Annotated in this window: 20 protein-coding genes and 1 pseudogene; 9 read left to right on the top strand and 12 right to left on the bottom strand. The window is 58.8% G+C overall.

Annotation, left to right across the window (positions count from 1 at the left end; all coding sequences use genetic code 11):
• Positions 1-547 precede the first annotated feature (547 nt).
• Together grxC and DL86_RS14760 are read left to right on the top strand one after the other, a co-directional pair.
• A complete protein-coding gene (grxC, locus tag DL86_RS14765; RefSeq protein WP_036263030.1) occupies positions 548-811 on the top strand; it encodes a glutaredoxin 3 in 264 nt (87 codons plus the stop codon).
• Between the two features lie 1366 nt (positions 812-2177).
• Positions 2178-2663 carry a hypothetical protein gene (locus DL86_RS14760; protein ID WP_245276390.1) on the top strand — a complete coding sequence of 162 codons (486 nt, stop codon included), beginning with the start codon at positions 2178-2180 and terminating at the stop codon, positions 2661-2663.
• A 66-nt stretch (positions 2664-2729) separates the two neighbouring features.
• Here DL86_RS14760 and DL86_RS14755 read toward each other — a convergent pair whose 3' ends face one another.
• The gene (locus tag DL86_RS14755) at positions 2730-3947 is read right to left on the bottom strand and encodes a patatin-like phospholipase family protein (protein ID WP_036263027.1); all 1218 of its coding nucleotides are present in this window, start codon (positions 3945-3947) and stop codon (positions 2730-2732) included.
• Positions 3948-4023: 76 nt separating this feature from the next.
• Positions 4024-4341 carry a hypothetical protein gene (locus tag DL86_RS14750; protein ID WP_036263023.1) on the bottom strand — a complete coding sequence of 106 codons (318 nt, stop codon included), beginning with the start codon at positions 4339-4341 and terminating at the stop codon, positions 4024-4026.
• A gap of 1587 nt (positions 4342-5928) precedes the next feature.
• On the opposite strand from DL86_RS14750, the gene DL86_RS14745 reads away from it, so the two are divergent.
• From DL86_RS14745 to DL86_RS14730, 4 genes are read left to right on the top strand one after another with little or no spacing between them, the layout of a single operon-like run.
• Complete coding sequence (locus DL86_RS14745; RefSeq protein WP_036263021.1) at positions 5929-6501, top strand: hypothetical protein; 573 nt, start codon at positions 5929-5931, stop codon at positions 6499-6501.
• A 19-nt stretch (positions 6502-6520) separates the two neighbouring features.
• Positions 6521-7858: a Dyp-type peroxidase gene (locus tag DL86_RS14740; RefSeq protein WP_036263017.1), complete on the top strand. Its 1338-nt coding sequence runs from the start codon at positions 6521-6523 to the stop codon at positions 7856-7858.
• 27 nt (positions 7859-7885) lie between these two features.
• Positions 7886-9313: a dihydrolipoyl dehydrogenase family protein gene (locus tag DL86_RS14735; protein ID WP_051953516.1), complete on the top strand. Its 1428-nt coding sequence runs from the start codon at positions 7886-7888 to the stop codon at positions 9311-9313.
• Between the two features lie 27 nt (positions 9314-9340).
• Positions 9341-10357 (top strand): hypothetical protein, encoded by a 1017-nt coding sequence (locus DL86_RS14730; RefSeq protein WP_036263014.1) that lies wholly within the window; start codon positions 9341-9343, stop codon positions 10355-10357.
• Positions 10358-10614: 257 nt separating this feature from the next.
• Here DL86_RS14730 and DL86_RS19435 read toward each other — a convergent pair.
• Positions 10615-11136: pseudogene (locus DL86_RS19435) on the bottom strand (transposase); the annotation flags it as partial.
• A 781-nt stretch (positions 11137-11917) separates the two neighbouring features.
• Between DL86_RS19435 and DL86_RS14720 the strand changes: the two are divergent.
• Both DL86_RS14720 and DL86_RS14715 read left to right on the top strand, forming a co-directional pair.
• On the top strand, positions 11918-12259 hold the full coding sequence (locus tag DL86_RS14720) for an ArsR/SmtB family transcription factor (protein WP_036263011.1): 342 nt from the start codon (positions 11918-11920) through the stop codon (positions 12257-12259).
• The gene (locus DL86_RS14715; RefSeq protein WP_051953514.1) at positions 12256-13182 is read left to right on the top strand and encodes an SRPBCC family protein; all 927 of its coding nucleotides are present in this window, start codon (positions 12256-12258) and stop codon (positions 13180-13182) included. Before DL86_RS14720 ends, DL86_RS14715 begins: the two co-directional genes overlap by 4 nt.
• 287 nt (positions 13183-13469) lie before the next feature.
• Here DL86_RS14715 and DL86_RS14710 read toward each other — a convergent pair whose 3' ends face one another.
• The 4 genes from DL86_RS14710 to DL86_RS14690 form a co-directional block, all read right to left on the bottom strand.
• The gene (locus DL86_RS14710) at positions 13470-13739 is read right to left on the bottom strand and encodes a hypothetical protein (RefSeq protein WP_156964685.1); all 270 of its coding nucleotides are present in this window, start codon (positions 13737-13739) and stop codon (positions 13470-13472) included.
• Between the two features lie 32 nt (positions 13740-13771).
• A complete protein-coding gene (locus DL86_RS18860) occupies positions 13772-14380 on the bottom strand; it encodes a L,D-transpeptidase (RefSeq protein ID WP_162180445.1) in 609 nt (202 codons plus the stop codon).
• Positions 14381-14844: 464 nt separating this feature from the next.
• Entirely contained in the window at positions 14845-15477 is a 633-nt protein-coding gene (locus DL86_RS14700) for a tyrosine-type recombinase/integrase (RefSeq protein ID WP_036263007.1), read from the bottom strand.
• 351 nt (positions 15478-15828) lie between these two features.
• Complete coding sequence (locus DL86_RS14690) at positions 15829-17499, bottom strand: choice-of-anchor tandem repeat GloVer-containing protein (protein ID WP_156964684.1); 1671 nt, start codon at positions 17497-17499, stop codon at positions 15829-15831.
• A 280-nt stretch (positions 17500-17779) separates the two neighbouring features.
• Here DL86_RS14690 and DL86_RS14685 point away from each other — a divergent pair, with 280 nt between their 5' ends.
• Positions 17780-19018, top strand: coding sequence for a metal-dependent hydrolase family protein (locus DL86_RS14685; protein ID WP_036263003.1), 1239 nt, complete (start codon positions 17780-17782; stop codon positions 19016-19018).
• 57 nt (positions 19019-19075) lie between these two features.
• Here the strand turns inward: DL86_RS14685 and DL86_RS14680 are convergent, their stop codons facing one another.
• The 5 genes from DL86_RS14680 to DL86_RS14660 all read right to left on the bottom strand — a co-directional run bounded on the left by DL86_RS14680 (position 19076) and on the right by DL86_RS14660 (position 24824).
• On the bottom strand, positions 19076-20050 hold the full coding sequence (locus DL86_RS14680; RefSeq protein WP_036263001.1) for an amidohydrolase family protein: 975 nt from the start codon (positions 20048-20050) through the stop codon (positions 19076-19078).
• A gap of 263 nt (positions 20051-20313) precedes the next feature.
• Entirely contained in the window at positions 20314-21402 is a 1089-nt protein-coding gene (locus tag DL86_RS14675; protein ID WP_036262999.1) for a class I SAM-dependent methyltransferase, read from the bottom strand.
• 422 nt (positions 21403-21824) lie between these two features.
• A complete protein-coding gene (locus tag DL86_RS19995; RefSeq protein WP_156964683.1) occupies positions 21825-22253 on the bottom strand; it encodes a hypothetical protein in 429 nt (142 codons plus the stop codon).
• A gap of 192 nt (positions 22254-22445) precedes the next feature.
• Positions 22446-22838 (bottom strand): HU family DNA-binding protein, encoded by a 393-nt coding sequence (locus DL86_RS19430; protein ID WP_084572955.1) that lies wholly within the window; start codon positions 22836-22838, stop codon positions 22446-22448.
• 414 nt (positions 22839-23252) lie between these two features.
• Positions 23253-24824, bottom strand: a complete 1572-nt coding sequence (locus DL86_RS14660) for a methionine--tRNA ligase (RefSeq protein ID WP_084572954.1) — start codon at positions 24822-24824, stop codon at positions 23253-23255.
• Between the last annotated feature and the right edge of the window lie 886 nt (positions 24825-25710).

Raw genomic sequence — 25710 nt, 5'->3', positions numbered from 1 at the left:
GGGAGATTCCTGCCCCGAGTGCGGAAATTTCACCATGATTCGCGCGGGGTTTTGCCTACGGTGTGAATGTGGGGCCACAAGCGGATGTTCATAGTGACAACGTGTGTCGGATGCCAAATATCGCGAGACTATGTCGCATATGATGAGACTGGCGATTTGAGGATTGCCACATGTCCCGAGACTGAGGGATACTGAAGACGACGGCATCAAGGACGGGCCGATCGTGATTTGGGTCGCCGATGATCGCGGGCCGTGATTCGAAGCGGTCGTTGGCCGTTGCTAACTCGAAGGTCTCCGAAGGGTGCTCTTGCGACTGACCGCTTGCGAGCCGCGTAGCGCGGAACCGGAGATTCGGTTTCCGGCGGGGTCCGGCCGAAACTGGAATGGACGCATTGGACGCAAGATAATGCAATTCCGGACATTCCTGCGGCATCGTTCATTGAGCTGACAGAGCCCTGCCCGTTCCGTCGCGCGCCGGAGCTTGGCCCGGTGAAGGCGGAGCTTTATATAGACGCGGAACCCCAATCCGGAGAGCGAGGAGTAAACGATGGCCGAAATTGAAATGTATGCAACGCAGACCTGCGACTATTGCGCGGACGCGAGAGCCTTATTCAAAAAGAAAGACGTGACATATAAGGAAATCGACGTTACGGGCTCGAAGGAGCTGCGCAAGGAGATGACCAAGCGCGCCAATGGCGGCGACACGGTTCCGCAAATCTTCATCGACGGAAAACATATCGGCGGCTACGACGACATGCGTGCGATGGACAAAAAAGGCTTGCTCGATTCGTTGCTCGGCAAGACCGCATAAACGCTTGCATGATCGCCTGTTTGCTGATGAACGCAGGCAACGAAACAGCGGCCGACATTGGTGCGGCGTTGCCTGGCGCCAGCGTGGCAGGAAGCGCTGTTCCATAACGACCGGGGATCGAGTTCCCGACGGCTCAAGCAAACTGAAATGTGCCGGCTCAAACGTCTACTCCGAGGGATCCACGGGCACCCCCTTGAACGACCAGCCTGGGCGCTCCGCCGCCTGTCGGCTCGCCGTCACTATTACCGGTTTCGGGAAAAGCTGATCGGCGCCTGAACGACAGGTTGGGTCGATTTGGGTATTTCGACCGCCTCCAGCGAATGACCGCTATGTCCCATCGGAGGCCAAATTCTTTCTGACGGCGGGGCGAAGGGCAGCCCTCGTCGACCATGGCCCGCTACGCCCGCGAATTTTGGCACGCAGCGTCATTTCTACTGGCAAAACTGGCCCGCAGTGTCAGGTCTTTTGGCAAAAGGGGCTGCGGTAACTGGCGAGCCAAAAAGAAACTCGCGCAAACTCAACAAGCCCAGTGTCAGAATATTTGGCAACCGACAACGTGGTGACGCATTCATCTGTCGGTTGCCAAATATAATGTCACTCTGCCAGAAAAACTGTCACCATTTGCGATTGAGATCTTGCCAAATAAAATGTCACCAGATCCACGGTGACATTTTTATGTCCTGATGCCCCGCGTAGGTGTCAGGCCGTGAATCGAAATGGTCATTGCCTCTTGCTCACCCCAACGTCTCCGATCGGCGGACTTCAGAGATAGCCCGCCCCCTCCTTAAGGGCCGCTCTGCGCCCATTATGGCGGGTCCCGGCCAATGCGGCGGTTCTCGAAAGCGGCCGCGATGCCGGCGGGGCGCTTTTGGCGACAATGGGTGGGTTTCCGCCGGTCCGATCCCGGGCCTGCAATTTGGAAAGCGGTCATTCTGCTTATGGCGTGGCCCGGCCGAAACCGGTCAGACCGCTCTCGATCAACAGGGCGGACAAGCGGACATCCGACCATGGCGTTCTATGATGGCAGTCGTCATTCGAACATGGTACCCCGATCGAACTACGATGCCGGATGCAGGTCGGCCATTGTTGCGATATGCACGGCAATGCCGAGCGATGCAGCCGCCTGGCCTAAATGCGTTGCTTTTTGGAGTCTTGCACAATGCGAAATCCATCCCCCGACATAATTGATCCTAAACGGCCCCTAATTCATCCTGGGCTGAAAACGCCGCGAGCGGCTGCCATCGCCGGTATCCTTTTTTCTCTCCTACTCATTTGCAGCCTCTGGATATTTTGGCAGTCAGTGCCCGTTAGCCCACACGAGACCGGTTCATGGCTAAAGACGGGTTCGGAAAGAGTGTCTCTTGCCTTGAACCTCATTCCATTTGCAGGAGTTGCTTTCCTGTGGTTTCTCGGCGTGTTGCGTGATCGCCTGGGAGAGAAGGAGGATCAGTTTTTTGCGACCGTTTTCTTGGGAAGCGGTCTCCTGTTCCTTGGAATGATATTTGCTGCAGCTTCGGCTATGGGAGGTCTCATCCATGCCTATTCAGTTGCGACCGGCACGCTCGTCGGCTCTCCTTCATTTGCTTTCGGCCGCGCATTCGCTTTTGACGCCATGCAAATTTACGCATTCAAGATGGCTGCAGTTTTTATGATCTCGACGTCTACGCTAGCCATAAAGACCCAGCTTGTCGCACGTTGGATTGCATATCTGGGATACGCATCTGCTCTGTTCCTTCTTATTGGCAGCGGTTATCTTGACTGGGCCCTGTTCGTTTTTCCTGCATGGGTCCTATTGGTAAGTATCTACATCCTGATCGATAATTTGCGTGGCTCGAATAATTTAGAAGGATAAGGAAGCGTCAGAGGACGTGCTCTTTCAGTCGCGCCACGATGGCGTCGTAGAACTGATCAAACGTCGTCACCGGTCTTCGGCTTGAAACCCCGGCGGCGCATGCTCCCACGGGTAACCCCTCGCTGCCTTCTCATAGCCGAAGCGATACAAAGCGCGCATGTATCCCGGGTCGAATTGCTCCTTGTGCTCTGCCTGAAAGTCGTCGCCGATATAAGCGACGTTGAAGCCCGCGCCGGCGCGTTGCATCGTCAGATAAATCCGATAGAGATCACCAAGGCCGATATAGTTGATCATTATCGAGACGGCCTTGCCGGCAATCGGAAGGGTTGCCCTCTGCACATCGCTCCATTCGGCTGTCAGTCGGGAATTGCGAATGATATAAGCGACGTAGCCCTCTCTGCGGAACCCGGTTTTTTCTTGGGCTATGCGCACGTCGAGACTAGGCGGAGCAAGAAACGCTTGGCTGACGGCGCCGCCATCGACATGCATTTCCTGATAGGATTTGCCATTAGCAATGACGTCGAACAACACCGGTGGGAACGCCCCTGGTATGGATGAGGACGCAAGCATGATTCGACGGATGAGATCGGCCGCGCTTGGATGGCCGCTCGCGGCGATCGCTCCGATGTTCCACAGGACTGGCAGACCGGCATCGAGATCGGTGGTCTGGATTAGCAGCAGTCGTCCTTTCTCGTATTCCGCGGCGATCTTTCCGAGCATCTCTTCGTTGACATAGCGTGAAATCGTTCTAAACAACGGACTCGTGTCGGCCATCGCGTCCTGCAAAAGCGCGGCAAAGGGCAGGAACCTCTTCTTAAAGACCTTCGATGGGCCGATGTTCGTATAAACGTCAGTGAGAGCTGCATCATATTCAGGGCCCAGGAAAGCGAACGGCGCGGTCAGAGCGCCAGTGCTCACTCCGGTGACGAGCTTGAATTTCGGACGGTCGCCATGCGCGGTCCAACCGACGAGCAGTCCAGCGCCAAAAGCGCCCTTGTCTCCGCCTCCCGAAAGCGACAGGTACTGCGCGTTTGGCAGGACGCCCCCTCGGCTGACGCCAAGGCTTTTGGCTTCGCGAATGAGCGCTAGCTCTTGTTCGGTGGAAATCGCTCCCGGCTCATCGAGGAAAAAGCGCGCATTCCCGAGACCGAGTGCGATCGCATCACGACGTTCGGAAGACGGCACAGCAGTGCGATGTCCGAAGCTGGTGCAAGCGGATAGTATCGCGAACACGGGGTTTCGCCACAGCCGTCGGCTCGAATCGAATTCGTCTGTGCTTCTCATATTTTCACCGGAGACACCGGATCGTGGACATTATTATCCCGGCATGGCAGTTGCGTGTCGAGCATATCAAGCGGTTCTACGCTCGCATCCTGCTGCGCAGTGCCGAGACGGCCAGCGACCAGCCCTCGCACCGCCTTTCATCATAGCCGATGACTGCGTGCGGTTTTGGCGTGCGGATCATCCAGACAACTCGGGATAGCAAAAAAGTCCCGACGACATAAACAGCGAGAACCGCCTCGCCTTTTGAAATTGGCAGCTTTTCCGCGAGTGGCGTCGCGGAATCGACAGCCATCTTGCCCGCCTTGATGACAACAAGGAGAACCGCAGCGAAGGGGAGCAAGAAGATAGCGCCACCGACCACCGTCGTTTTCACAAAGTCGAAAATTTGCCTCATGACACCCTGCGTGCTGGGCGAAACCTGTTTTCCTTAGAAACGCAAAACACCCGCGCCGATCGGCGCAACCTCGCCTTCAGCAAAAATATGTCGGGCCTTTGCCACGGAGCCTCGTGCGCGCCAAAGGGCGTTATCGATGAAGCTAAATGCTTTAGGTGCGGCTGCAGGCCCTCGCCTGCAGCCGCTTGCTACGCTCGACACTCATTTTATCACCCGCCGCGCTCGGCGGCCATCATCTTCGCGGTTCAGTAGCCGTGGCGACGGACTGTCCGGCGAGCGGTGCGGCGCACCGCACGACGGGCATAAAGCGCTTTCTCCACAAAGCCGTTGGACGCAACGAAGCCGTTGGACGCAACAATTTCCGTGCAGGCGCGCGAATAGTTCGCGGGGGCAGCCGCTTGAGCGGGAGCGCTGAGCCCTACTGCTAGCGCCGCACCTAATGCCGCGGCAGCGAATCCATGAACCGTCATCATCCTCATCGCAAATATCCTCCGTTTAAGGCGTTCGATAATGGCAACGCGTGACATTTTTTGCCTATGAGAGCGCATTTAAAAAAGACTGCGCCCGAGTCTTGCCTCCGCCGCAGTCTTGTCGAAGCTTCTGTATCCTTCGCCCTCGCTAGACTCTACTCAACAGTTCCCCGCGCGTAGCCGTCGTAGACCTTACATGAACAGCCAGTCCCAAGCCATCCCGGCTCATAGAGCAAGCACGTCTTCACGGGAGTCGCGCAATAATTTCCGGAGCCCGCCGCGGGGGAAATCGCCACGCTTCGGCCAGTCATCAGAGGCGCGGTCCCGAGGGCCGCCAATCCGGCTCCGTATCCATAAGGGTAGCCGTAGCCGTAACCGTAGTGGTATCTGTGCCAGCCAGGGCGCCAGCCATAGTGTCTCCAGCCATGGTGCCTCCAGCCATAGTGCCTATAGTGATGCCGATAGTAATGGTGGGCCTGCTCGATCTGTGTTGGTGGCGTTATAAGCTGCGAGCTCGATACGCTCATAGGACCGGCTGAAGCGGTTGCGGTGAGCGCGAACAGGGCGGTTCCGGATACGATCGAAATTGTTTTAATATCCATAACGCACCTCCTATGAGGCCATTCGACGCCTCCTGTGAGGGTCAAAGATAAAGACCTCGTTTGCCTCGAACGCCAATTTGGATGTTTCGTTCCAGTTTGGTTTGAGGCGGTCTCTGTGAGACGTCGGCCAGTTTCTCACTAAGCCGCGCCAAGTTCACTCTCGCCCTTCCCAGCTGCTTGGCTTTTCATTATGATGGCCTCTGTTGAGCCTTCTGAAAGGAGGAGGGGCACGGCTTTCGCCCTATGGTTTGCAGCGTGGCGGCTGCGCCATTCGCTGCCAGCGCCCTGCAGCCGGAGAAACTGCCGGCCATTGGACTTAATAGTCCCACTACGCCTTCGACCCGTAAGCCACTGGTTACCGCCTCTGCAGGGGGGCGGCTTCGGCTAAACCGAGGACTTAGTCCGGCTGAAGGTAGATAACATTATCACCTATTGAACATCGTCACTGTCGCAGCCAATGACGCAACTTCGGTCATCACAATCCTAGCTAGCGCTAGACTGGAAAGGAGGAAGTTATGTCTGACACATCGAGGCAAGGCGACTGGACGAAGCCCGCGGCCATGGCGATCCCCGAAGGGAGCTTCTTCAAGGATGAAGTTAAGCAAGGCAGATATGGCCCGATCTTTCCCAAGACTCCGGCTTGCTACGGCTTCTCCATCATCGCGAAGATCATCCCCGGACGGGAGCCGGTCTTCTATGAGTACGCCAAGAACATCGAGAAGGCCGTGGCTGGTCAGCCCGACGTCCTCGCCGTGCTCAAGCTGCATTATCTCCGATGGAACCTTTTCGAGATCAAGGGGGAAACCTACTTCCAATATATGGGCATTTTCGACACCGACTTCGACAAATATGTCGAGGATGCGGTGGGCCTCTTTGCGGCCTCCGGTCTCGTCACCGTTTTTGAAAATCTCGAGGGCTTTCCGAATGATTGGAAAACGAACGCCCCGGCATTCATCAAGTTCGTCCGTGACCATCATCGCCCGAGCTTCCTTGAATATGGCGAATATCCGTTCGTGAGTGCGGACGAGATCAAGAAGGCCCTGCAGCTCAAGGCGGCCTTCTCGAACATGCTCGACCAGATGCAGTGAGCCACCGCAGAACAAAGCCATGATTGAATACGAGGACATCCAGCACATACTGCTTACGCGCGTGCCCGCGCTCACGGGGCGATACGAATTTCTTTCGTTTCGCAACGCCGCAAGCGGACGGGCTTGGCTGTCGGCGATTCTTGAAAAGGCGCAGTCGGCCGCGGAAGTCCGGGCTTCGGTCGAACAGGACAAACGCTGGGTGACGGTGGCCTTCACCTGGAACGGCCTGCACGCACTGGGCGTGGATGAGCGTTCGCTCGCCACGTTCCCGGAAGAGTTCAGGCAAGGCATGGTCGCGCGCGCGGAGATCCTCGGCGACACCGGACAGAACCATCCTGACAACTGGGTGGGTGGCCTCGCCAGCCCAGACCTCCACGCCATTGCTATCCTGTTCGCCCGTGACGCCGCCGAGCGCAATCGCTGTCAGATCGAACACGCCAACCTCGTCGCGCAGTGCGAAGGCGTTAAGGTGCTCTCCGCGCTGGATCTGGAGGCGACGCCGCCGTTCGACTACGCGCATGACCATTTCGGCTACCGGGACCGGCTTTCCCAGCCGGTCATCGAGGGCACTGGCGAAGTGCCAACGCCCGGCACCGGCGCGCCGCTCAAGCCGGGCGAATTCGTCCTTGGCTATCCGGACGAAAACGGCCCGCCCGCCAATCTGCCGCAACCAGAAATTCTTTCCCGCAACGGCAGCTATATGGCTTATCGCCGCCTGGAAGAGCATGTCGCCAAGTTCCGCGACTTCCTGCGCGAGCACGGCAAGACACCCGAGGAACAGGAACTTATTGCGGCAAAGCTGATGGGCCGCTGGCGCAGCGGCGCACCGCTCACACTGGCGCCCGACAAGGACGATCCGGCGCTCGGCGCCGATCCGCAGCGCAATAACGACTTCAATTATAAGCAGATGGACCCGCATGGCTATGCGGTGCCACTCGGCTCGCACATGCGGCGCATGAATCCCCGCGACACGGCGCACAATATGAACCGCCGCCGCATGATCCGCCGCGGCGCCACCTATGGCCCTCACCTGCCGGAGGGCGCTGCGGAAGACGGGGCCGAGCGTGGCATCGCCGCTTTCGTGATCTGCGCGAGCCTCATCCGCCAGTTCGAGTTCGCACAAAATGTATGGGTGAATGATAGAAGTTTCCATGAACTCGGCAATGAGCGCGACCCGATTATAGGCAACCAAGACGGCACGCTCGAATTCAAAATCCCTAAGCGCCCAATCCGCAAAAAGATCACCGGCCTTCCAGCGTTCACCACCGTGAGGGGTGGCGCCTACTTCTTCCTTCCTGGTATCAAGGCGCTTCGATATCTCGCGACATTGGATGATACGTCCATTGAAACGGGATAGGTCTCTTCATCGTCGGGGTAGCCCAAGATGATTGACACCATTGTTATTGGCGCTGGACCGGCGGGCGTACTCGCCGCACTGCGTGCCGCGGATCTGGGCGCGCGCACCATGCTGGTAACTCGCGCTGAGTTTGGCGGCATGGCCGCGAACGACGGACCAGTTCCGGTGCGGACCCTAGCCCATGCAGCACGGCTGATTCGTGAAGCTCGACAGTTGGGTCAATACGGTATCGTCGTGGGTGTGCCGGTACTGGATTATCCCCGGCTGCTTGCGCGCGTGCGCGAGGTCGTCGACGATGTGCGTGCGCATTCTTCGTTGCGCCGGCAGATCGATTCCTTGGGAGTGATAGTCCACGAGCACGCCGGCGTGGCGCGCTTTGCCGACCCGCACACCATCGTCACCGAGGCCGGGCTACGGCTTCAGGCCGACAAGATCATCATTTGCACGGGAGGCGTGAGCCGGCGGCTCCCCCTCCCAGGCGTCGAGTTGACAAGTACCCATAGCGACGCCTGGAGTTTGACCTCGATCCCACCGTCGATGCTGGTCATTGGCGCCGGAGCAACGGGTGTCCAGATCGCTTCGATTTTCAACGCATTTGGCTCACGAATCCAACTCTTCCAGACTGGCCCGCGCATTCTGCCGAGTGAGGATGCAGATGTATCGGCTGCGGTTGCGGCGGCGTTCCGCGAGTCGGGCATCGTGGTGCATGAGAACTTCGGCGCCATCGAGTCTTTCGAGAAGACCCCGACGGGGGTGCGAATGAACTTCTCCAGGAACGGCAACCGGGAGAGCGCCGAGGCGGCACTAGCGGTCGTGGCGATAGGCTGGGTCGCCGATACTGCCGGGCTGACGCTCGCTGCGGCGGGAGTCGAGGCCGATCATCGGGGGTTCGTGCAGGTTGATGGGTATCTGCGAACTTCCACGCCCCATATCTTCGCCGCTGGAGACATTACCGGTCGCCAGATGCTGGTCCCTCAGGCAATACAGGACGGCTTCGTGGCGGCGAGCAACGCCGTACTGGGCCCGACTATGAAGATTGGGGACCCGGTGAGTCCTATCGGCAGCTTCACGGACCCGGAGTATGCCCAGGTGGGTCTGACTGAAGCAAAGGCCCGTGAAACACACGATGTCGCGACTGCGGTTGTACGCTTCGACTCGACCACGCGCACAATCATTGATGGGCGCACGGTGGGCTTTTGCAAACTGATCGTCGACCGCACTACCTGCAGGATATTGGGCTGCCACGTTGTTGGCGAGCGAGCAGTAGAGATCACCCAGTTGGCGGCGGTAGCCATCGCCAGCGGGATGAGGGTGGACGACCTGGCTCATATTCCGCTCTCGTTTCCTACCTACGCGGGAATATTGGCTCACGTGGCGGCCAGCGCGACACGCGAACTCAATCTGAAAGTGAGTTGGCAAGCACATCAAGCAGAGAGCATGTGGCATCAATTCTGAGGGGGTGAAAGGGATAAGGGAACAGCCATGAGCACACAAACACCGGCACGAACCTACAACCAAACTCACATCGCTCGCAAATACATGGCGGGCAAACGCCGCCTAAGCATCTACTGGACGTGGAGCTACCCTTGGGAATCCCAGCGCGACCCCGCGGCAATGGAGAACCGCTTCTCAACGATGACCGAGGTCCGCACGGTGCTGTGGCCGGCCTACGAGACGCCGGAGTGGAGCGCAACACAATTTCTACAAGGGATTGCGGGTACGCTGGAGCTTTTCCATCGTTCCACGCTCAGCTTCCAGCAGATTGCCGGCGAGGCCACCGGCCATCCGGTCGCGGTTTTCCAGCGCATTGACCAGGCGGGTTTCAAGCTGCCGATTGACGAAAGGATTCTCGCCGATACCGACACGCTCATGGTGTTTGGACTCGACCACCTCCTTTCCGAGCAAGAAGCCGCGCCAGAGGAAGTCGCGGCCATCCGCGAGTGGCTCAAGCGCGAAGGAACCTGCCTGCTGCTCGCGCCGCACCACGATGTCGGCTTCACCAGCGACTTCAAGCAGCGCCAGATGGAATACCTCCACCACGGCGACGCGCTCGTGCCGCGCCAACAGCGCTTCGGGCAATACACCCGTTCGCTGATGAAGGCTCTCGACGTCCCAGTGCATAACCTTTGGGGTCTCCGGCCAGCGCTCGTCAAAGGCACGAACGAGATCGCGCCACTTACGGCCTTTCGGGACATTGATAAGCTGGGTCTGCTCAAAAACGTCCCTACTCTCAATTTCCATCCTCATCTGCCACACTATGAGCTGACCACCAAGGACACCAAGTCAGTGCATTTGCTGGCTCGCCAGCCTATTGATCCCGACCGTCCGCATCCCTTCACCGCAGCCGGCAACACGGAGTTTAATTGCCTGCTCTGGATGCCACCAAATCAGCAGCGCGCCGGCGACGTCGTGCTCGTGGACTCGACGAATTTTACCACCCTGTTCGGCGGCACGGACAGTCTGGTGAACTTCTGGCGGAATCTCGCCCTGATGAAATAAGCGCCGGCAACTATGGACGCCCGGAGTGCTTCTGGAAGAGCCTTGGCACGGCGAAGGGCCATAGCCTAAGCGTCGCCACTTTGAATCCCGATACGGAGACAGGTGCGTGACGGGTGGTGCAAGCTCAAGCTCGAAGCTCAGCCTGCCGCCGTCAAGCTCCTCATATCGATGGGTCGGCTATGTGCCGCTCTCATAGACGGGTGCAGAGTTGCTCTTCGAATTCTCCGGTGCGATCACGATTTTGCTTGGTATTGCCTTTAGCGCGATCTCCAGCGTGACGAAGTTATCCGATCATCCAGCGAGGTCAATGATGTGATAGGTAGTCTTTCGGCGAGGCTTCGCCAGCCATCGACCTTGCGCATTGTGATCTGACCGCGAGCCAGGAGAGCCCCGAACAACATCGCCGCGGTCTCCGCCGACGGCAGCCTCGTTTGGGTCTTGATCCGCCGTTTGAACTCTTCGTGCAATCGTTCGATTGCATTCGAGCTGCAGATCGAGTTCTATTGGCTTTTCGGGAAGCGCGTGAAGGTGAAAAGCGTGTCGCTGGCTTCCTCGAGGCTCGGGGCGACCCGCTGGGCATTTCAGCCGCCATTTGCGGATGAAAGCTTTGCGCTTCGCCTCGATCTCCTACTTCGCATCCGCGCAAATCATGTCCTGTAATCGGCGGAAATTTCCTCGCGCAGCCAGTCGGGGGCATGAGCGAGAAGGTTGCGGTGTTTACGAACGGTACAGCGTTGGACCGGGACGTTGGACCACAGCGCGGCAAGCGCCTTCTCGAGGCTGTCAACGGCGGAGGAAAGCCAGGCCATTTGGCGGCTGGGCGCAGAGCTCCACGCGGTTTTTCGGGCTCTTTGGTCCGCGCGTAGCCTGGCGGCGTCGAATAGTGCTCAATCCGAAAACCCGCGCCGCCTCGCGCCGGCTCTTTCGATCAACGAATACAAATCGACGAACCGCTGATGCTCGAGATGGGTCAACCCCAAAAGTGACTGGACTTTACTCCGCCACGCAGCCGCAAAATGCCGCCGCTCCCTGCCACACCGCGCTCCGCCATCCAGCTAGTCGAGCAGGCGCACCTTTGGGGCTTGGCGCACTGAGGCAACTATGGGGCGTCTCGCGTGCCGTCTTCAGCCGATGCGTTGGCGGAGCCGCAAGCGAGCTTTGGGGATGATAGCGCTGATCGCCCTCGCCGCAGAGCGTGAACGAATGGCAGCTTTCGGGCGAACTAGTTTGGCTTGAGATCGGCGACGATGGGCGCTCAGTCGCCAGTCGGTTCGGTTCCCGCTACGGCTGGTTTCGGGATGAGCTGATCAGCGCCCGAGCGACGTAGTTGGGTCGAGCGCTGCCGATCCACAGCACGGGTGGGAAGCGGACTGGCGGCTTCAGGAATTTGTCTTCGATTGCAGGCATCGGCCTGCGCTCGCATCGCTGCGAGCAACTTCTCAGCGGACTCGGCAACGGAAGCCGCCTGCTCCAAGAACTCGCGCGTTTGGGCGGAAAAAACTTAGCGACTTGACGAAGTTTTCGCTTGCGCCACCTTCAAATCGAGCGATAGTTAGTGACATGGCTAAGCATGATCCTGATCTCTCGCTGCTCTTCCATGCGCTGGCTGATCCGACCCGTCGATCAATCTTGACCCGGCTCGCCGAAACACCTGCGCGGGTGTCGGATTTGGCTGGTCCCACGGGACTGCGGCTGCCCACGGTGATGCGGCACCTTTCCGTGCTGGAGGAAGCAGGATTGATAACCACGTCCAAAGACGGGCGGATACGCACCTGCGCCATCGTACCCGCAGCTCTGGATCCGGTGCGGACATGGCTGGATGAACAGCGGGCCATCTGGGAGACGCGTCTCGACCGGTTGGACGCATTTGTGATGAATGTGATGAAGGAAAGCAAAAAATGACACCGAACCTGGCTACAAACGACGCGATCAATGCCGCGCCGGTTTATGGAAGGAACCGTTTTGCAACGCTAACCTTCGAACGGGACGTGGCCGCGCCATTGGCCGTGCTGTGGGAGGCCTGGACGGCCCCGACCGCGCGGGCGATCTGGGCTGCGCCATCGACCTCAGTCACCGTGGAGTTCTTGGAGGCCGACACCAGGGTGGGTGGTCGTGAGATCTCGCTCTGCAAGGTAAAGGGCCAGCCAGACATCCGCTGCGAGAATGGCTGGCTCGCGTTGCAGCCAGAGGTGAGCAGCGTGAACTACGAGGTGATCTCATCCGAAGGCATGACGCAATCTGTAGCGCTCGTGACGGCGGATGTCTCAGGTACGCATCAGCGCAGCCGGTTGGTCGTGACGGTGCAGCTTTCCTCGCTGGCGGAGGACATGGAGCCAGGCTACCGTGAAGGCTTCGGCTCCGGCCTAGAAAACCTCGTGGGCGCGGCTGAACGGACCATGGTGCTGCAGCGGGTGATTCAGGCACCACGATCCGTCGTGTGGGGCGCGTGGATGAACCCTGAAACGCTGCCGTTATGGTGGGGGCCGGAAGGCTTCTCCTGTCGCACGCAAAGGATCGACCTGCGGAAGGGCGGTGAATGGGTATTCGACATGATCGCGTCTGATGGCACGGTCTTCCCTAACCACCATCTCTATGTCGATGTCCGGCCCGAGGAGAGGCTCGGCTATACGCTGTTGTGGGGCGAGAACGGGCCGAAACATGCCGACGCCTGGGCCTCGTTCGAGGATCAGGACGGGGCAACGAAGGTAACGCTGGGCATGGTATTCAGCACGGCTGCCGAGTTCCAGGAGGCGAAGGGCTTCGGTGCCGTGGAACTGGGACTGCAAACACTGGGCAAACTGGAACGCTTCGTCACGTCCCGTTGAAATGCTGCGACTTGCCGTCGGCTCGAATTAGGCTTGTCGAAATCGGAGGGCCTGGGGAAGCGGCGCGCTCCGGACGATCGGCGGCCAAGGGGCGTAGCTGCTATCACCTTAATCTGTGAATGACCGCTTATGGGTTTGGCGCGGCCAGCTCGGAACAGGTGAATTGGGTGCGAAACTGCCGAAGGCGAATACGAGGACTGTGCCGAAAGGGGCCGGTCCGTCATCGACAGCGGACGGCCGGCGCCCGGTTCATCCGAACGCCCAGATCCTCCATCCGGAGACCTGGATTAGCGAAGCGCCTCCTCGGCCAGGAAAGCGGCTATATCGCGCGCCACCTCCGCCTGCATTCGCACACGCTCCGCCGCTCCCTCGCTCGGCTTCTCGGGGCCGTCGCCGTCTTCGGCCATGTCCAGATTGACGGCGGCCCGATCCCTGAGCGCAGCATAAGTCCGCACGCGGTCGATACAGCGCCGCCGCTCGGCAGCGATAGCGGCCTCGATCGCGGCGTCCGCCGCCTCTCCGCGCTGGTGTTTTTCAACCGTCGATTGACCGCTCATGGTTTTTCCCTTTCCCAAGGTATATGGTGACCCTAGCGACCCTGAAATCCATAAGGAACGCCAAAGGAAGGCGCGAAAAAATCCGAGCGCTGGCTTGTCTGTGCCCCGGCGGGCCCGTACTCGCCGCCCGGGCTGACGCCCGTTACCATAACTTGCGTATTCGCCAGGCCGTTCTCCTTCACCAGCGCATAAAGTGCGGCGGCATTCTTGGGCGAGATGCGCACGCAGCCATGCGAGACCGGCCTCCCAAGATTCTTTACGTCCAAGCTGCCGTGGATGGCATGGCCATCTTTAATAAAGAAAATAGAATGGGGCATGGGGGCGTTCTCCCACTGTTTGCTATACCAAATTTCGTTCATCGAGGTGGCGTTATAGGTTCCTGACGGAGTTGAATATCCCAGCCGGCCAGTTGATGCCGGCCATTGATATTTTGCTACTCCGCCCAAAAAAACCGTCATTGTTTGACTTGTCTTGTCGATGTTGACGAGGACAGCGCCCTTCCTGACGCCCGCCGCATCCGCGTTGATCGTTCTGCGGGATCCGGATCCCGCGTGAGCCGACGCCGCGAAAGAAACCGACGCCGCGGCCATGGCGGCCAACAAAAATGCAGTTCTCATCGCTTGATTTGAGGGAATCCGCATTCGCGCCTCCGAGGCCGGGGAAATGAGCATACGTCAGGTTTGGGAGCGCTTCCGATCGACGGCGTCGCGCCCAAGTGGCGGCCGCCTTTTTGCAAGTCGGCAGCGATTTCTAAATCGCCGCGAACGGATCTTGTTTCAGGCTGGCATTGACCTGTTGCGCGGCCGCAGGTGCGACGAGCCCAAGTCTTATCGCGATCCAGGCAATGAGGACGCGAGCCGCGCGCCCCGAAATTCGGCCGATGCGTAGTTGTGGCCTCCGCCATGCTCCTCCCCCCGCACCGCATGGTGAAGCTGCGCGGCTTTTTGTCAATGCGTCTCAAAGTTCCTGAGTCCGATTTGGGCCGAACGTCCGCTTCGGAGCGGCGGCGCCGTTTGGACCGAAGGGCCGGGATGGGCGCAGCGCGGGAGACACCATTGCAGGCACATAACTCCTCGGCGCTGACGTCGAGGAGATCTTAAGATCGCTATACCTCCGTGCCTTCTGCAAGGGCGAGCGCATCCTCTATGTCGACGCCGAGGTACCGAACGGTGCTTTCGATCTTGCTATGACCGAGCAATATCTGCACCGCGCGTAGGTTGCCTGTCTGCTTATAAATGATCGACGCCTTGGTTCGGCGAAGCGAATGCGTCCCGTAGTCCTCCCGGCGCAATCCGATCCCGGTGACCCACTCATCAACGAGCCGAGCATACTGCCGAGTGCTGATATGATCGGCATGATCGACCCGGCTTGGAAAGACGAAGTCGTCGAGCGTGCCGCCGCGGCGTTCGAGCCATGCCAGAATACTGCCGCGAGCGGGTTCGAGGAGCTCGAACTGAACAGGTCGGCCGGTCTTCTGCTGGATGATGATCGCGCGTGATCGAACCCGGCCACCGCTGACGAGATCGCCGATCTTGACTTTAACGACGTCGCATCCCCGGAGCTTACTGTCGATCGCGAGATCGAACATCGCGCGGTCTCGAAGCCGCCGTTCTCGATCCAGCCAGAACCTGATGGCCCAGACCTGCTGTGGCTTCAGCGCGCGTTTGCCGCCAAGCTTCCGGCCCTCGTTCCATGGGCGCCGCTCGTTGGCGCCCGGGTCAAATTCCGAGTGTCCCATTGCCTTTCTCCTATCGGCCATCCTTGGCCAAAAGAAAAACTGGGCGCCATCACGCTCGACACCAGAGGGCTGGGCAGAAAGAGGAACGGCAGCTTTGGACGAGCGGGCGCCGGAGCGGACATTCGTCCGCACGGCCGAGCGACGGCTCGCCCATAGGCAGTCGTGGACTTAGAGCCATCGGCGCTTGTCAAAGAAACTGGCCAAGCGGTTCAGCCGGCAAAGCTCATTTTCCCCGAGGCTCGCGCGCTTCATGGCGGCGGAACGCGCCTTCGCTTATTCAAACGCGCCGAAGAATGGGAATGGTTCGCGACAAAGCGAGCGACCAATCCGAAGTCTGCGCAACATAATGAGCTACCGCTCGAGTGAGTTTGGCGTGTTCGCGCTCTCCCGTTGCGCCGTTTGGCGTTGAATCAAAGCAGTGGTGGAACACGTGCCGGTATTGGCGCCTATCGTCAGCGTCACGCTCACCGGATTTGAGGTCCCGCTCAGATTGGCGTTACGGGCGGCCGCGGTGAGGGAGTATCTCTGCTGTCCTGTCGGCGTCAGTTGAATCTGCAATGCCACGCCATTGACGGTCCCGGCGAATTGATACGCCCCGGACCCATTTGGTTTGAGCGACCCCGCCGGAAGAGTGGTGCTGAAGGTCCCGACCGCGAGCGACACCGCGTCCGTTGACGGTTTAATTCCTGGGCTTGTCTTTCCCAGGAAGAACTGGGATGTGAGGTTAAACGAGTCGGTGTTCGGCTGCTTGCCGAAGTCTATGGCAAGGTCGGCGAGGATGGCGTTGAAAGGCACTGGCTTTGCCAGGAAGCCTGTTCCGGTCAGCTCGAACACCGTGCCCTGCCTGCTCGCGCCCCCTATGACTGTCGTGCCATAGAGGTTGCCGTTCGAATCGGCAGTCAGGCCGGCCATCGGTAAATCCCCTTGCTCCTTGTGCTCAAAGTAATGGAGCACGGTTATGGCGCCGTTTGGCGCGATCTTGAACACTGTTCCATTGGTGGCTCCATCTCCGGGCGTCGTGCCATAGAGATTGCCGGCCAAGTCTACGATCAGGTTCCCGGAGGGATGCGCCCCGTCGACGCCCGCGAAGGAATGGAGAGGGAACGAAGAGTTTCCGTTCGCCGCGACCTTGAACACCGAGCCGAGGCCGTATGCGCCGCCATGCGCTGTCGTGCCATAGAGATTGCCGTTCGAATCGAAAGTCAGGTTGGCTGAGGGACTCCGCCCGTCGAGACCGCCGCTAAATTGCCAAATCACCATTTCGGCGCGGAACAGCGGTCTCTCCGCGAGCTCGAACACCACGCCGTTGTTCGACGCGCCGCCATGCGTTGTCGCGCCGTAGAGATTGCCCGCGGCGTCGGCGATCAGGCCCGCCAGGGGATAAGCCCCGTTTCTGCCCGAAAAGGAGCGGAGGACGGTCTCGGCGCCGTTTGGCGCGAGCTTGAACACCGCGCCTTTGCCGAAGTCACCCCCGGTAAATGTCATGCCATAGAGATTGCCGTCCGAGTCGACAATCACGCCTCCATAAGGATTAGCCCCGTCCTTCAGACCCCGCCCTTGGCCTTTGAAGGAATAGAGCACCTTGGTGGCTACGCCCGGCGTCAGCTTGAACACCGTGCCAAAGCCGAACGCGCCGCCACCGACCGTCGTGCCGTAGAGGGCGCCGCTCGAATCGGCAGTCAGCCCGGCCTGTGGACTATTCGCTTCTGCGCCGGAAAAGGAATGCAGCACGGACTCCTTCCACGGCGCTCCCGCGCTGGCCGGCGGCGTCAGCTCGAACACCGTGCCGTTGCCGAACTCACCCCCGACAGATGTCGTGCCATAGAGATTGCCCTTCGAATCGGCTAGCAGGGCGCCTAGGGGCTGGCCCCCGTCGCCGGCGCCCGTAAAGGTATAGAGCACCGTGTAGCCTGGAGCGGCGGAGGCCGCCATCGGCGCCGCAGCCAGCGTCATCGCGAAAACAAGGGCCCTGAATCTCCATACCCGTAGCGCAGATCTTGTCGCGCCGCTCTTGTCTTCCATAATGATCTCTCGTCTAAAAGTTGGGCTCGATCAAGCTCTGGCCAAGGATCGCCAAAGAGGGAGGCCAACGGGCCGCCTTGACCCTGACGATACAGGCGATGGCCGCAGTTTGGTAGATCGAAGGCCCCCTTGAGCAATTCATGAGAGCCTCGTAGAAGGGATTCGAAACTCTGCCTTCGATCACGCCCGCTTGACTGTTTGACGGCTTTGGAGATCATCACGAAGCTGCACGGCAATTATTTGAGCGCCTGCAAGCAACGACATAAGGCGCGCGTTTTTGATGCCCGACACTCTCTTTACAAACGCCAATCTCGTTCTGGACGGCTTCACGGAACTGCAGCGATCGTACAATGTTCTTATCAAGAATAATCGCATAGATTCACTATCTACCGAGCCAATCGATCCCGCCGGCGCGGTAATAATCGACTTGGGCGGACGGACGCTCATGCCCGGGCTGATCGACGCCCACGCGCATATCACCGGACTTTCCCTAAGTCCGAAGAATATCGCCTATTCGGCGTCGGAAATCGCCATCGCTTCGGCGAACTATTTGCGCAACAGCCTCATGGATGGCTACACTACCATTCGGGAGGCGGGCGGCGCGGATTATTCGATCGCCCACCTTGTCGCGACGGGCGCAATCACTGGCCCGCGCGTATTTTATTCAGGCAAGGCGCTGACGCAGACAGGCGGAGGCGCTGACTTTCGCAAAGTCGGCGAATTGATCGACCCTTGCGGCCATATCGGTCCATTTTCCGTTATGTCGGTCATCGCCGACGGCGTTGACGAGGTGCGCAAAGCGGCGCGGGAAGAATTGCGGAAAGGCGCGACGCAAATCAAATTGTTCGTGTCCGGCGGCGTTGTATTCCCTTCGGAATCCCACTCCACGCTTTATGAATTTTCCGAAGAGGAATTGCGCGCCATCGTCGAAGAAGCGAAGGCGCGCGGCGCCTATGTCATGGCCCATGTCTATACCGATGAAGGGGTGCGGCGGTGCCTGAAGGCAGGCGTGCGTTCGATCGAGCACGCCAATTTCGCCAGCGAGGAAACCGTTGCAATGATCGCGCAATGCGGCGCATTCCTTGACCTCACCTTCATATCGCTTGTTCAACGCATCGAAAGCGCTCAAGAAACGCATCTTTCGGAAAAAATTGTCGAAAATGTCAAGCAAACGGTCGAAAGGGGCAAACAGGTCTATAGATGGGCCAGGCAATATAATGTTCCGATCGCCTTCGGCACCGATCTGTGGGGCCCGGAGGCGCAAAAAGCGCAGCTCAGAGAATTTGAGATGCGGATTGATCTCGATACGGCTCCCAATGTGATCCGATCCGCTACGGCAATCAACGCGGAGCTGCTGATGCAAAAAGGCAAATTGGGGACAATTTCGCCAGGCGCTTATGCTGATGTCCTCGTTATCGAAGGCGATCCGCTCAAAGATTTGCGCGTCATGCTGCAGCCGGAGAAAAATCTCAAGCTCATCATGAAAGACGGCGTGATTTTCAAGAACGAACTCGGGTGATTGGTTACGGGCGAGCTTCCCTTGCCGGTCCTGGCTCGGCGGCGGGGCGCCGATTGATCAGACCGTCAGGCCAAAAAGCCTGATTGCGTTCAGGCGGCCGATCTTTTCGCGATCGTTTTCGGCGATGCTCGCTGCGTCAAACCAGGTCGCAGCGTCGCTGACCTCCTCGAATGGATAGTCAGTCGAGAACAAGACCCGATCGGATCCGATCTCCGAAATCGAGTTGATCAAGGCTTGCGTTCGAAATGAGCCCGAGGTGGTGATGTAGAAATTTCGATGGAAATACTCCTGAAACGTCTTCTGGATCTGAATGCCCCTTGGCGCCGTGGCGACCCGATGATCCACGCGCCAGATCAGGAAGGGGAGGCCTTCGCCATGGTGGCCCATGATGACCTGTAGATCTGGATGCCGGTCGAACAGACCGCTTCCCATCAGCCGCAGAGCATGCGTCGCCGTCTCGACGCCAAAGGCCCATGCCGAGCCAAGGAGCCAGGGGTGGCCGTCGTAGATGCGGGCCCAAGATGCGATAGGATCGCGAGGGTGCAAGTAGAACGGACGATTCAATTTCGCAAACTCGGCCCAGAATCCTTTGTATCGGGCGTCATCCAGATAGACGACCGTCTCTTCGTCGCCAACCTGAGAGAAGCCGTTGACGAGGGCGCCGACGAAGCCAAGATCAGCGACGCATCGGTGGGCTTCGAGGGCGGCGGCATCGGGGTCTTGCAGCGGCAAAGCCGCGAATCCACGAAATCGATCGGCTCTTTTGGCGATGTGTTCGGCAAGGAAATCGTTTGCCCGTCGCGCTATCTCCGTCGCTTTGGAGACGTTGCCGATGGCCTGGATAGCCGGCGAATTCAATGAGATGATCATCATCTCCATGCCATGCTGATCCATGAGCCTCAGGCGAATCTCTCCGACATCGACGAGGCGTTTCTTCATCTCATCCCATTTTTCCGCCACGAAATATTCTTCCGAGTCGCCAACTGTGTCGGGATGCGAGAAATGCTCCTCAAGACCGATCTTTCCCTTCATCCTGTCACCCCCCGAAAAAGCAAACGAAGTAGAGATCACTTGTGGCACGACGCGCCCGGAATTCCAATTGAGAACAAGGCGCACAAGGCGGGGTGTGCGCCACGTTGAGCGAGCCGCACGTCTTAACGACGTCGATCCGGAAGGCTAAAGCATTTTCGAGCGAAGTGGAGGCCGGTTCGCGTTAAGAAAATGCTCTAAAACAAAGATCTAGAGCAGCCTCCCGCCCGCTTTTCGGACGAGGTTCACAGTAGTCGGAAGCAAGCTCAACAGGTCTCTTCCTTCAAAAGCACGATCCGCGCGAGCGGAATGAGCATCGGCTCTGGCGCCGCCGCCAAGCGCGTCGCCATGCGGGCCTCGAGGTTCTCGACAAAGGCGCCCGCGCGCGCATCGCCGGCGCCGCCGTTAAGACCAAGCACAAGGGTCGGGAATACCGACGCCCGGGAGAACGCCGCCCATTGGGCGCCGAATTTGCCGGCGTCGTGGTCTTGCGCGAACTGGCGCCAGATCAAATCGTCGCCCTCGAATACATCCAAATGCTCGATCGAAAGCTCGCCACAGCGCCCGTTCTCGAGGAACGGCGCCGCCAGATCGGCGCGGCTGCGCCCCACCGTCGGGATCGCCATCCGCCGAGCCTCTTGCGCACTAATCAGGCCATCATCGATGAGGCTCAGCAGCGCTGCATACATCGCGCTAAGAACGCCGCGGTAGCCGAAGTCGCCGTCATCGCGCAGCGCCATGGTCAGAACGACGAGTCGTCCGCCATCACGCAGTTCGCGCCCGCGGCTGATGAGGAAGGTTCGCCAGTCTTCAACAGCCTGTTTCGTGAAGGCCTCACGCGCTGCCGCGTCGCCGCTGTAGGCGACCTGCAGCTGGTCCGGGATCTGCGCCGGCGTGCGGCTCAGCCATTGTACGGCCCATGAGCTCCAGCCCAGCGTAACGCTGCCCGACGGCAGGATCTGCTGATAAAACGAGCGCCCCACTGCAGATGGAAATACCGCCGGATCGCCGCGAAGATAGCTCTTCGGATCGTTGACCAAGGTCTGAAAAAGCGCGCCGAAATCATTATCGGGCATGTCCGTATGCACGACCGAGATCGCCTGCGCAGGTCCGACTCTGTCCCGAAATCTGCGGATCGCAACCGTCATCGGCGCTAGCGAGTTGCGCCCTTGGGATGAACCATAATCGGCAATCAATATCGGTTGCGATGCGTCGGGTAGCGGGACCACGCGAGCCGCTTCCTCGAGCAGCAGAATTGCAGGAGAAAGCCCAGCCGACTGGACGCGCGAACTGCGATTATAGGCGCCGTGTCCCTCCATTGGAGCGGGAGCGGCCGAAATCGAGGCGTCTGTCATGAGCGCTGTCCGATCATTGAAGGGCGCAAAGAGGACATTGGCGAGAGGAGCGAGAGGTCCAGCTACTTTCTGTCTGATAATCAGGCCGCAGCCATCTGATAAACCTCTGCGGTTCTTCAGCTACCTTTCTCGTAGAATCCATTCAGTCGACTCTGAAGGTCTCGCGCAACCAACTCACGAGGCGCGCCTGATCGCTGAGAATATCCAATTCGGGTTCACGGACGCGGCGGAACCCATGTTTTTCAAGCAGATCCGCTATTCGCAGCCCGCGGTTAGCCGGGTTAACGACGGCTATGGTCTTCGTGGCGATTTCGACGGCAAGAGTGCGAGACATCGGCTTGGGAGTCGGTGGCATGTATGAGGGGCCTACGGGTTGAACGCGTCTCACGGCGATTCGATTCGGCGATTTTCACCGGCTCAAACTAGCACACTCGAAGGTGTCGGGGTAACGCCAGCAGATGTCGCCAGATCCGGCAGATGGAAGTTCTATGGCGTTGGCCTTTCCAGCCATGACTGCCTAAGCCAATATGGCCGTCTTTTATGTCCGCTTTTGGGAGACGAACCGCTTTAGCTAAGCGACCGACATGGGTCGAAATCTGTTGTTCGTCTGTCCGCTGGCGAATGACGGCTTTGGGCGCAGACCGACAATTCGGCCGTTGCGCGGCATGGCCTCTGGCTTGAGCGGCGACGACTTCCTGCTGAACGCGCGCCTGCAGCACCTTCGCTTCCGCCAACGTCAAACCCAGGTCGGCGATATTCCCCAGATCATCGGGCCTGACGATCTCCATGACATCCGTGCTTTGCGATTGCCCCTCGCCCTTCGCTTCAACCAACCGCAAAACCCAACGCATCCATAGTCCCCCGCCGCCAAATAGCTGATGGCAAGCAATACTTTATAGTTCATACCCCCAAGTTCTAGACAGTCTCATCACTCGCCACCGGATTTGGGGCGTAGTCTCTTTCACGGAAGAGTCTTTCATGCGCGCTCACGCGGCCGCTCGCCATTCTATTTCAGCTTCGGCCGCGAGCGCTAAAAGCGGCATTTACCGGGTGACAGCTGCTGTTTTGAGCTTGGACAAGGCGCGAATACTTACACGGACGCTAGCCGGTTTCGCCGCGCCCTTGATCATCTCGCCGGTAGCGGGATTGCGAACCAGAGTTCCAGCCCGTCGAGCCGGCACTTTGCGCAGAGACACCTTCAAAAGACCTGGCAAGGTGAACTCGCCAACACCGCGGGGATGTACCGAGCCAAGGAACACCGCTTCCAATGTAGCGTAGACTGCTGCAGCCGTTTTGCGCGGAAGATCGTTCTGCGCCGCAACAAGGTTGATCAGCGCCGACTTCGTCAAGGTTTCTTTGACAGGACGAACAGGCGGCGTCCCGGTTACGCTCGCCTTACTAGTCGCCGCGGGCTTACTTGTTTTTGCCTTTGCCATAAGAACTCTCCTTGCTTCGCATGAACTTGCGCATGCAGAGCATGCGCAAGCTGACTCTTGCTAAGGATTTAGGGTTAATTCCCAATTAACAAATTTTGCCGTCCCATGCCTTTTCGGACTGTGACCCAAGAGAGACAGTCCGAGCACTAGTGGCAACAGCGGCTTCGCGCCCATAGTGGCGGTTGCGATGACTCGGTTGAGTGCCTGAAAGCGGGCGTCGATCACGCAGTCAGAGGCCGAAAAAGAGAAGAGACCCGACTATCGCATTTTCGCCGGCATGACGGATTATGCAGAGAGCCAGATTATGCAGAGTATCGGCCTATGAGGCTTGGTTTTCCGCCGATTTTGGAGGGCTTTTCTCGGCATAATACCGAGATATCGTCGGCGGGCATTTGCCGCAGAGGGGACGTGTCGTTATGCCTTCGGAAATAGAGGCATACCGACCTCGATCCTGCGCCCTGCCACCGCATGATCGCAGTGTCGGTCGGTTTCGCCGAGCTTCTGGAAGAGCTTCCGGCTTGCTTCCGGTAGCAGCGGGGCGATGCACTTCGCGATCGTGAATAGAGAAGCCGACAGGCTGAACAATGTGCCATGCAACTTGGCAGCGCTTGCCGAAGCCGCTTCGCGGTCACACGAAGTTGCAGCTTTGGCTAAATCCCACGGGGCTTCTTCCGTTACATATCGGTTGGCATCGGCCACAAGTGTCCAAATCGCATCGAGCGCGCGGTCAAAGGTGAAGGCACGCAGATGCACCGCAACGTTTCCGGGAAGGTGTTTGGCCGTGCGTAGCAACCTGTCGGCTTCCACGAAACCCTGGGGAGGCGCCGGCGTGGTCCCATCGCAGTAGCGCTCGATCATGCTGAGCACACGATGCACGAGATTGCCGAGTTGCCCGGCAAGCTCGGATTCATAAGCCTGTCGGAAGCGCGCGTGCGAGAAATCGCCATCGCCGGTCGAGCGGATATGGCGTAGCAGAAAATACCGCAGCGCGTCCGATCCCAATTCCTCCGCCAGCGGCACGGGATCAACGGCGTTGCCAATGGACTTGCCGATCTTGCGCCCCTCCGCAGTGACATAGCCGTGGACAAGAATGCGTGTCGGCACAGGCAAACCTGCGGACAACAGGATGGCGGGCCAGTAGACCGCATGGAAGCGTGTGATGCCCTTGCCGATGACGTGCTCGCGTGAGGCGGCCTGCGTCCACCATCGCGACAGATTGTCGTCATCGCTTCCATAGCCAAGTGCCGTGATGTAGTTCCCGAGCGCGTCGAACCAGACGTAGATCACCTGATCGGGGTCGCCGGGCACGGGTATGCCCCAGCCCCGCGCGCGAGTGGCGCTGCGCGATATACTGAAATCTTCAAGGCCGCCGTCGATCCAGGACAACACCTCCCTGCGTCGCGTTTCTGGGATGATCTCGATCTCGCCATGAGCATAGAGGTCGCGTAATGTGCCTGCATAGCGCGAGAGCCGGAAAAACCAGTTCTCTTCCTCGATCAGTTCAGGCTTCGTGCCGTGCTCGGGGCATCGTCCTTCATCGAGGTCTCCAGGTTTATAGAACTGCTCGCAGCCGTTGCAGTAGAGACCGCTATAAACACGCTTATAGATATCACCCTTATCAAAGCATGCCTTCCAAAGCCGCCCGACGCCGCATCTATGTCGCTCGTCGGCGCTGGTCCGGATGAAGTCGTCGTAGGAAAGATCGAGACTTGTCCTCAGAGCGATGAAGCGCGCAGCGTTTTGCTCCACCAACTCCGTGACCGGGATGCCCGCCGCCTCGGCCGCCTGCACATTCTTGACGCTATTCTCGTCGGTGCCTGCTTGAAGCCGGACGCTGCACCCCTGAAGGCGGTAGAAACGGGCCAGCGCGTCTGCCTGCACCACCTCCAACGCGAAGCCTATGTGAGGTGCGGCGTTTACGTAAGGAATCGCCGTCGTGATGTAATGGTTTGTGGCCGAGGCTCTACAGGTCTGTTCGATGGGCATATGGAAACTCCTCTGGAAAAAGCGAGGCGGTTTCCGGACAAGAAAAAAGCCGCCCCGGGACGGAAGCGGCTCTGGCGTGTCGTTTGATCTGATCAGATCACATGCCGAATAGCTCCGCTTCCGAAATGGAGAGCGGCATCATTGCGGTCGAAACGAAGGTCGGCACGTTGTTGATCATGGGTTGCTTGGTAACCGATCTGCAGCTCCGGGTCAATCTCAGAAGAGCATATTCTGCCGAAAGGCCTGAGTTTGCACCTATTGCAGTCCGTGTCTGAAGGAAGAGAGGTGTTTTGATGCCTCTTGTCAAATATACTGATCTAGCCCTTCCTACCAAAACCATTGAACGTCCGCCTCCGCTTCTGATCGTCCGCAATTTGCCGTTCCGCTCTCGGCCCACTGAAGACCAAATTCGAGCTGACCGCACCCCGAAATGCGGTCCTCATCGAGCGGTTAGCACGCAACGTCCACGAACTTTGGCACGGAGTGTCATTTCTTCTGGCAAATCTGAGCCGCAGTGTCACGTATTTTGGCAAAACGTGCCCCGAGAACGGGCGAACCAAAAAGAAACTCGCGTAAAATCAATTAGGCTAGTGTCAGAATATTTGGCAACCGACATCATCCGACGTCATCGACACTACAACTGCCACCAACCAACGGACACCAACCGTCGCCTTTCGTGGAGATCAACAATGACATCATTCAACGCGTTAACACTCGCCCAGGTCGAGCGCTTAGCCATCTTGCTCGAGGAGCTTGGCGAGCGCCAGCAAATCATCGGAAAAATCCTTCGGCATGGCCTCGAAAGCAGACACCCCAATGGCGGCCCCGCGAACCGCGAGTTGCTTCAGAGCGAGCTTGGAGATGTCAGCTTCGCGATGAGGCTGCT

Origin of the sequence: Methylocapsa aurea (assembly GCF_000746085.1) — a bacterium.
GTDB classification, from domain to species: Bacteria; Pseudomonadota; Alphaproteobacteria; order Rhizobiales; family Beijerinckiaceae; genus Methylocapsa; species Methylocapsa aurea.
This window is presented reverse-complemented; position numbering and strand designations above follow the sequence as displayed.

What these genes read in the sequence shown, in the direction of transcription:
- grxC (WP_036263030.1), top strand. Translation starts at nt 548, where the DNA reads ATGGCCGAAATTGAAATGTATGCAACGCAGACCTGCGACTATTGCGCG.
- DL86_RS14750 (WP_036263023.1), bottom strand. Translation starts at nt 4,341, where the DNA reads ATGAGGCAAATTTTCGACTTTGTGAAAACGACGGTGGTCGGTGGCGCT.
- DL86_RS14675 (WP_036262999.1), bottom strand. Translation starts at nt 21,402, where the DNA reads ATGACAGACGCCTCGATTTCGGCCGCTCCCGCTCCAATGGAGGGACAC.
- DL86_RS14660 (WP_084572954.1), bottom strand. Translation starts at nt 24,824, where the DNA reads ATGCCCATCGAACAGACCTGTAGAGCCTCGGCCACAAACCATTACATC.
- DL86_RS14680 (WP_036263001.1), bottom strand. Translation starts at nt 20,050, where the DNA reads ATGAAGGGAAAGATCGGTCTTGAGGAGCATTTCTCGCATCCCGACACA.
- DL86_RS14685 (WP_036263003.1), top strand. Translation starts at nt 17,780, where the DNA reads ATGCCCGACACTCTCTTTACAAACGCCAATCTCGTTCTGGACGGCTTC.
- DL86_RS14740 (WP_036263017.1), top strand. Translation starts at nt 6,521, where the DNA reads ATGATTGAATACGAGGACATCCAGCACATACTGCTTACGCGCGTGCCC.
- DL86_RS14755 (WP_036263027.1), bottom strand. Translation starts at nt 3,947, where the DNA reads ATGAGAAGCACAGACGAATTCGATTCGAGCCGACGGCTGTGGCGAAAC.
- DL86_RS14700 (WP_036263007.1), bottom strand. Translation starts at nt 15,477, where the DNA reads ATGGGACACTCGGAATTTGACCCGGGCGCCAACGAGCGGCGCCCATGG.
- DL86_RS14690 (WP_156964684.1), bottom strand. Translation starts at nt 17,499, where the DNA reads ATGGAAGACAAGAGCGGCGCGACAAGATCTGCGCTACGGGTATGGAGA.
- DL86_RS14710 (WP_156964685.1), bottom strand. Translation starts at nt 13,739, where the DNA reads ATGAGCGGTCAATCGACGGTTGAAAAACACCAGCGCGGAGAGGCGGCG.
- DL86_RS14715 (WP_051953514.1), top strand. Translation starts at nt 12,256, where the DNA reads ATGACACCGAACCTGGCTACAAACGACGCGATCAATGCCGCGCCGGTT.
- DL86_RS18860 (WP_162180445.1), bottom strand. Translation starts at nt 14,380, where the DNA reads ATGCGGATTCCCTCAAATCAAGCGATGAGAACTGCATTTTTGTTGGCC.
- DL86_RS14730 (WP_036263014.1), top strand. Translation starts at nt 9,341, where the DNA reads ATGAGCACACAAACACCGGCACGAACCTACAACCAAACTCACATCGCT.
- DL86_RS19995 (WP_156964683.1), bottom strand. Translation starts at nt 22,253, where the DNA reads ATGCGTTGGGTTTTGCGGTTGGTTGAAGCGAAGGGCGAGGGGCAATCG.
- DL86_RS14720 (WP_036263011.1), top strand. Translation starts at nt 11,918, where the DNA reads ATGGCTAAGCATGATCCTGATCTCTCGCTGCTCTTCCATGCGCTGGCT.
- DL86_RS14735 (WP_051953516.1), top strand. Translation starts at nt 7,886, where the DNA reads ATGATTGACACCATTGTTATTGGCGCTGGACCGGCGGGCGTACTCGCC.
- DL86_RS19430 (WP_084572955.1), bottom strand. Translation starts at nt 22,838, where the DNA reads ATGGCAAAGGCAAAAACAAGTAAGCCCGCGGCGACTAGTAAGGCGAGC.
- DL86_RS14745 (WP_036263021.1), top strand. Translation starts at nt 5,929, where the DNA reads ATGTCTGACACATCGAGGCAAGGCGACTGGACGAAGCCCGCGGCCATG.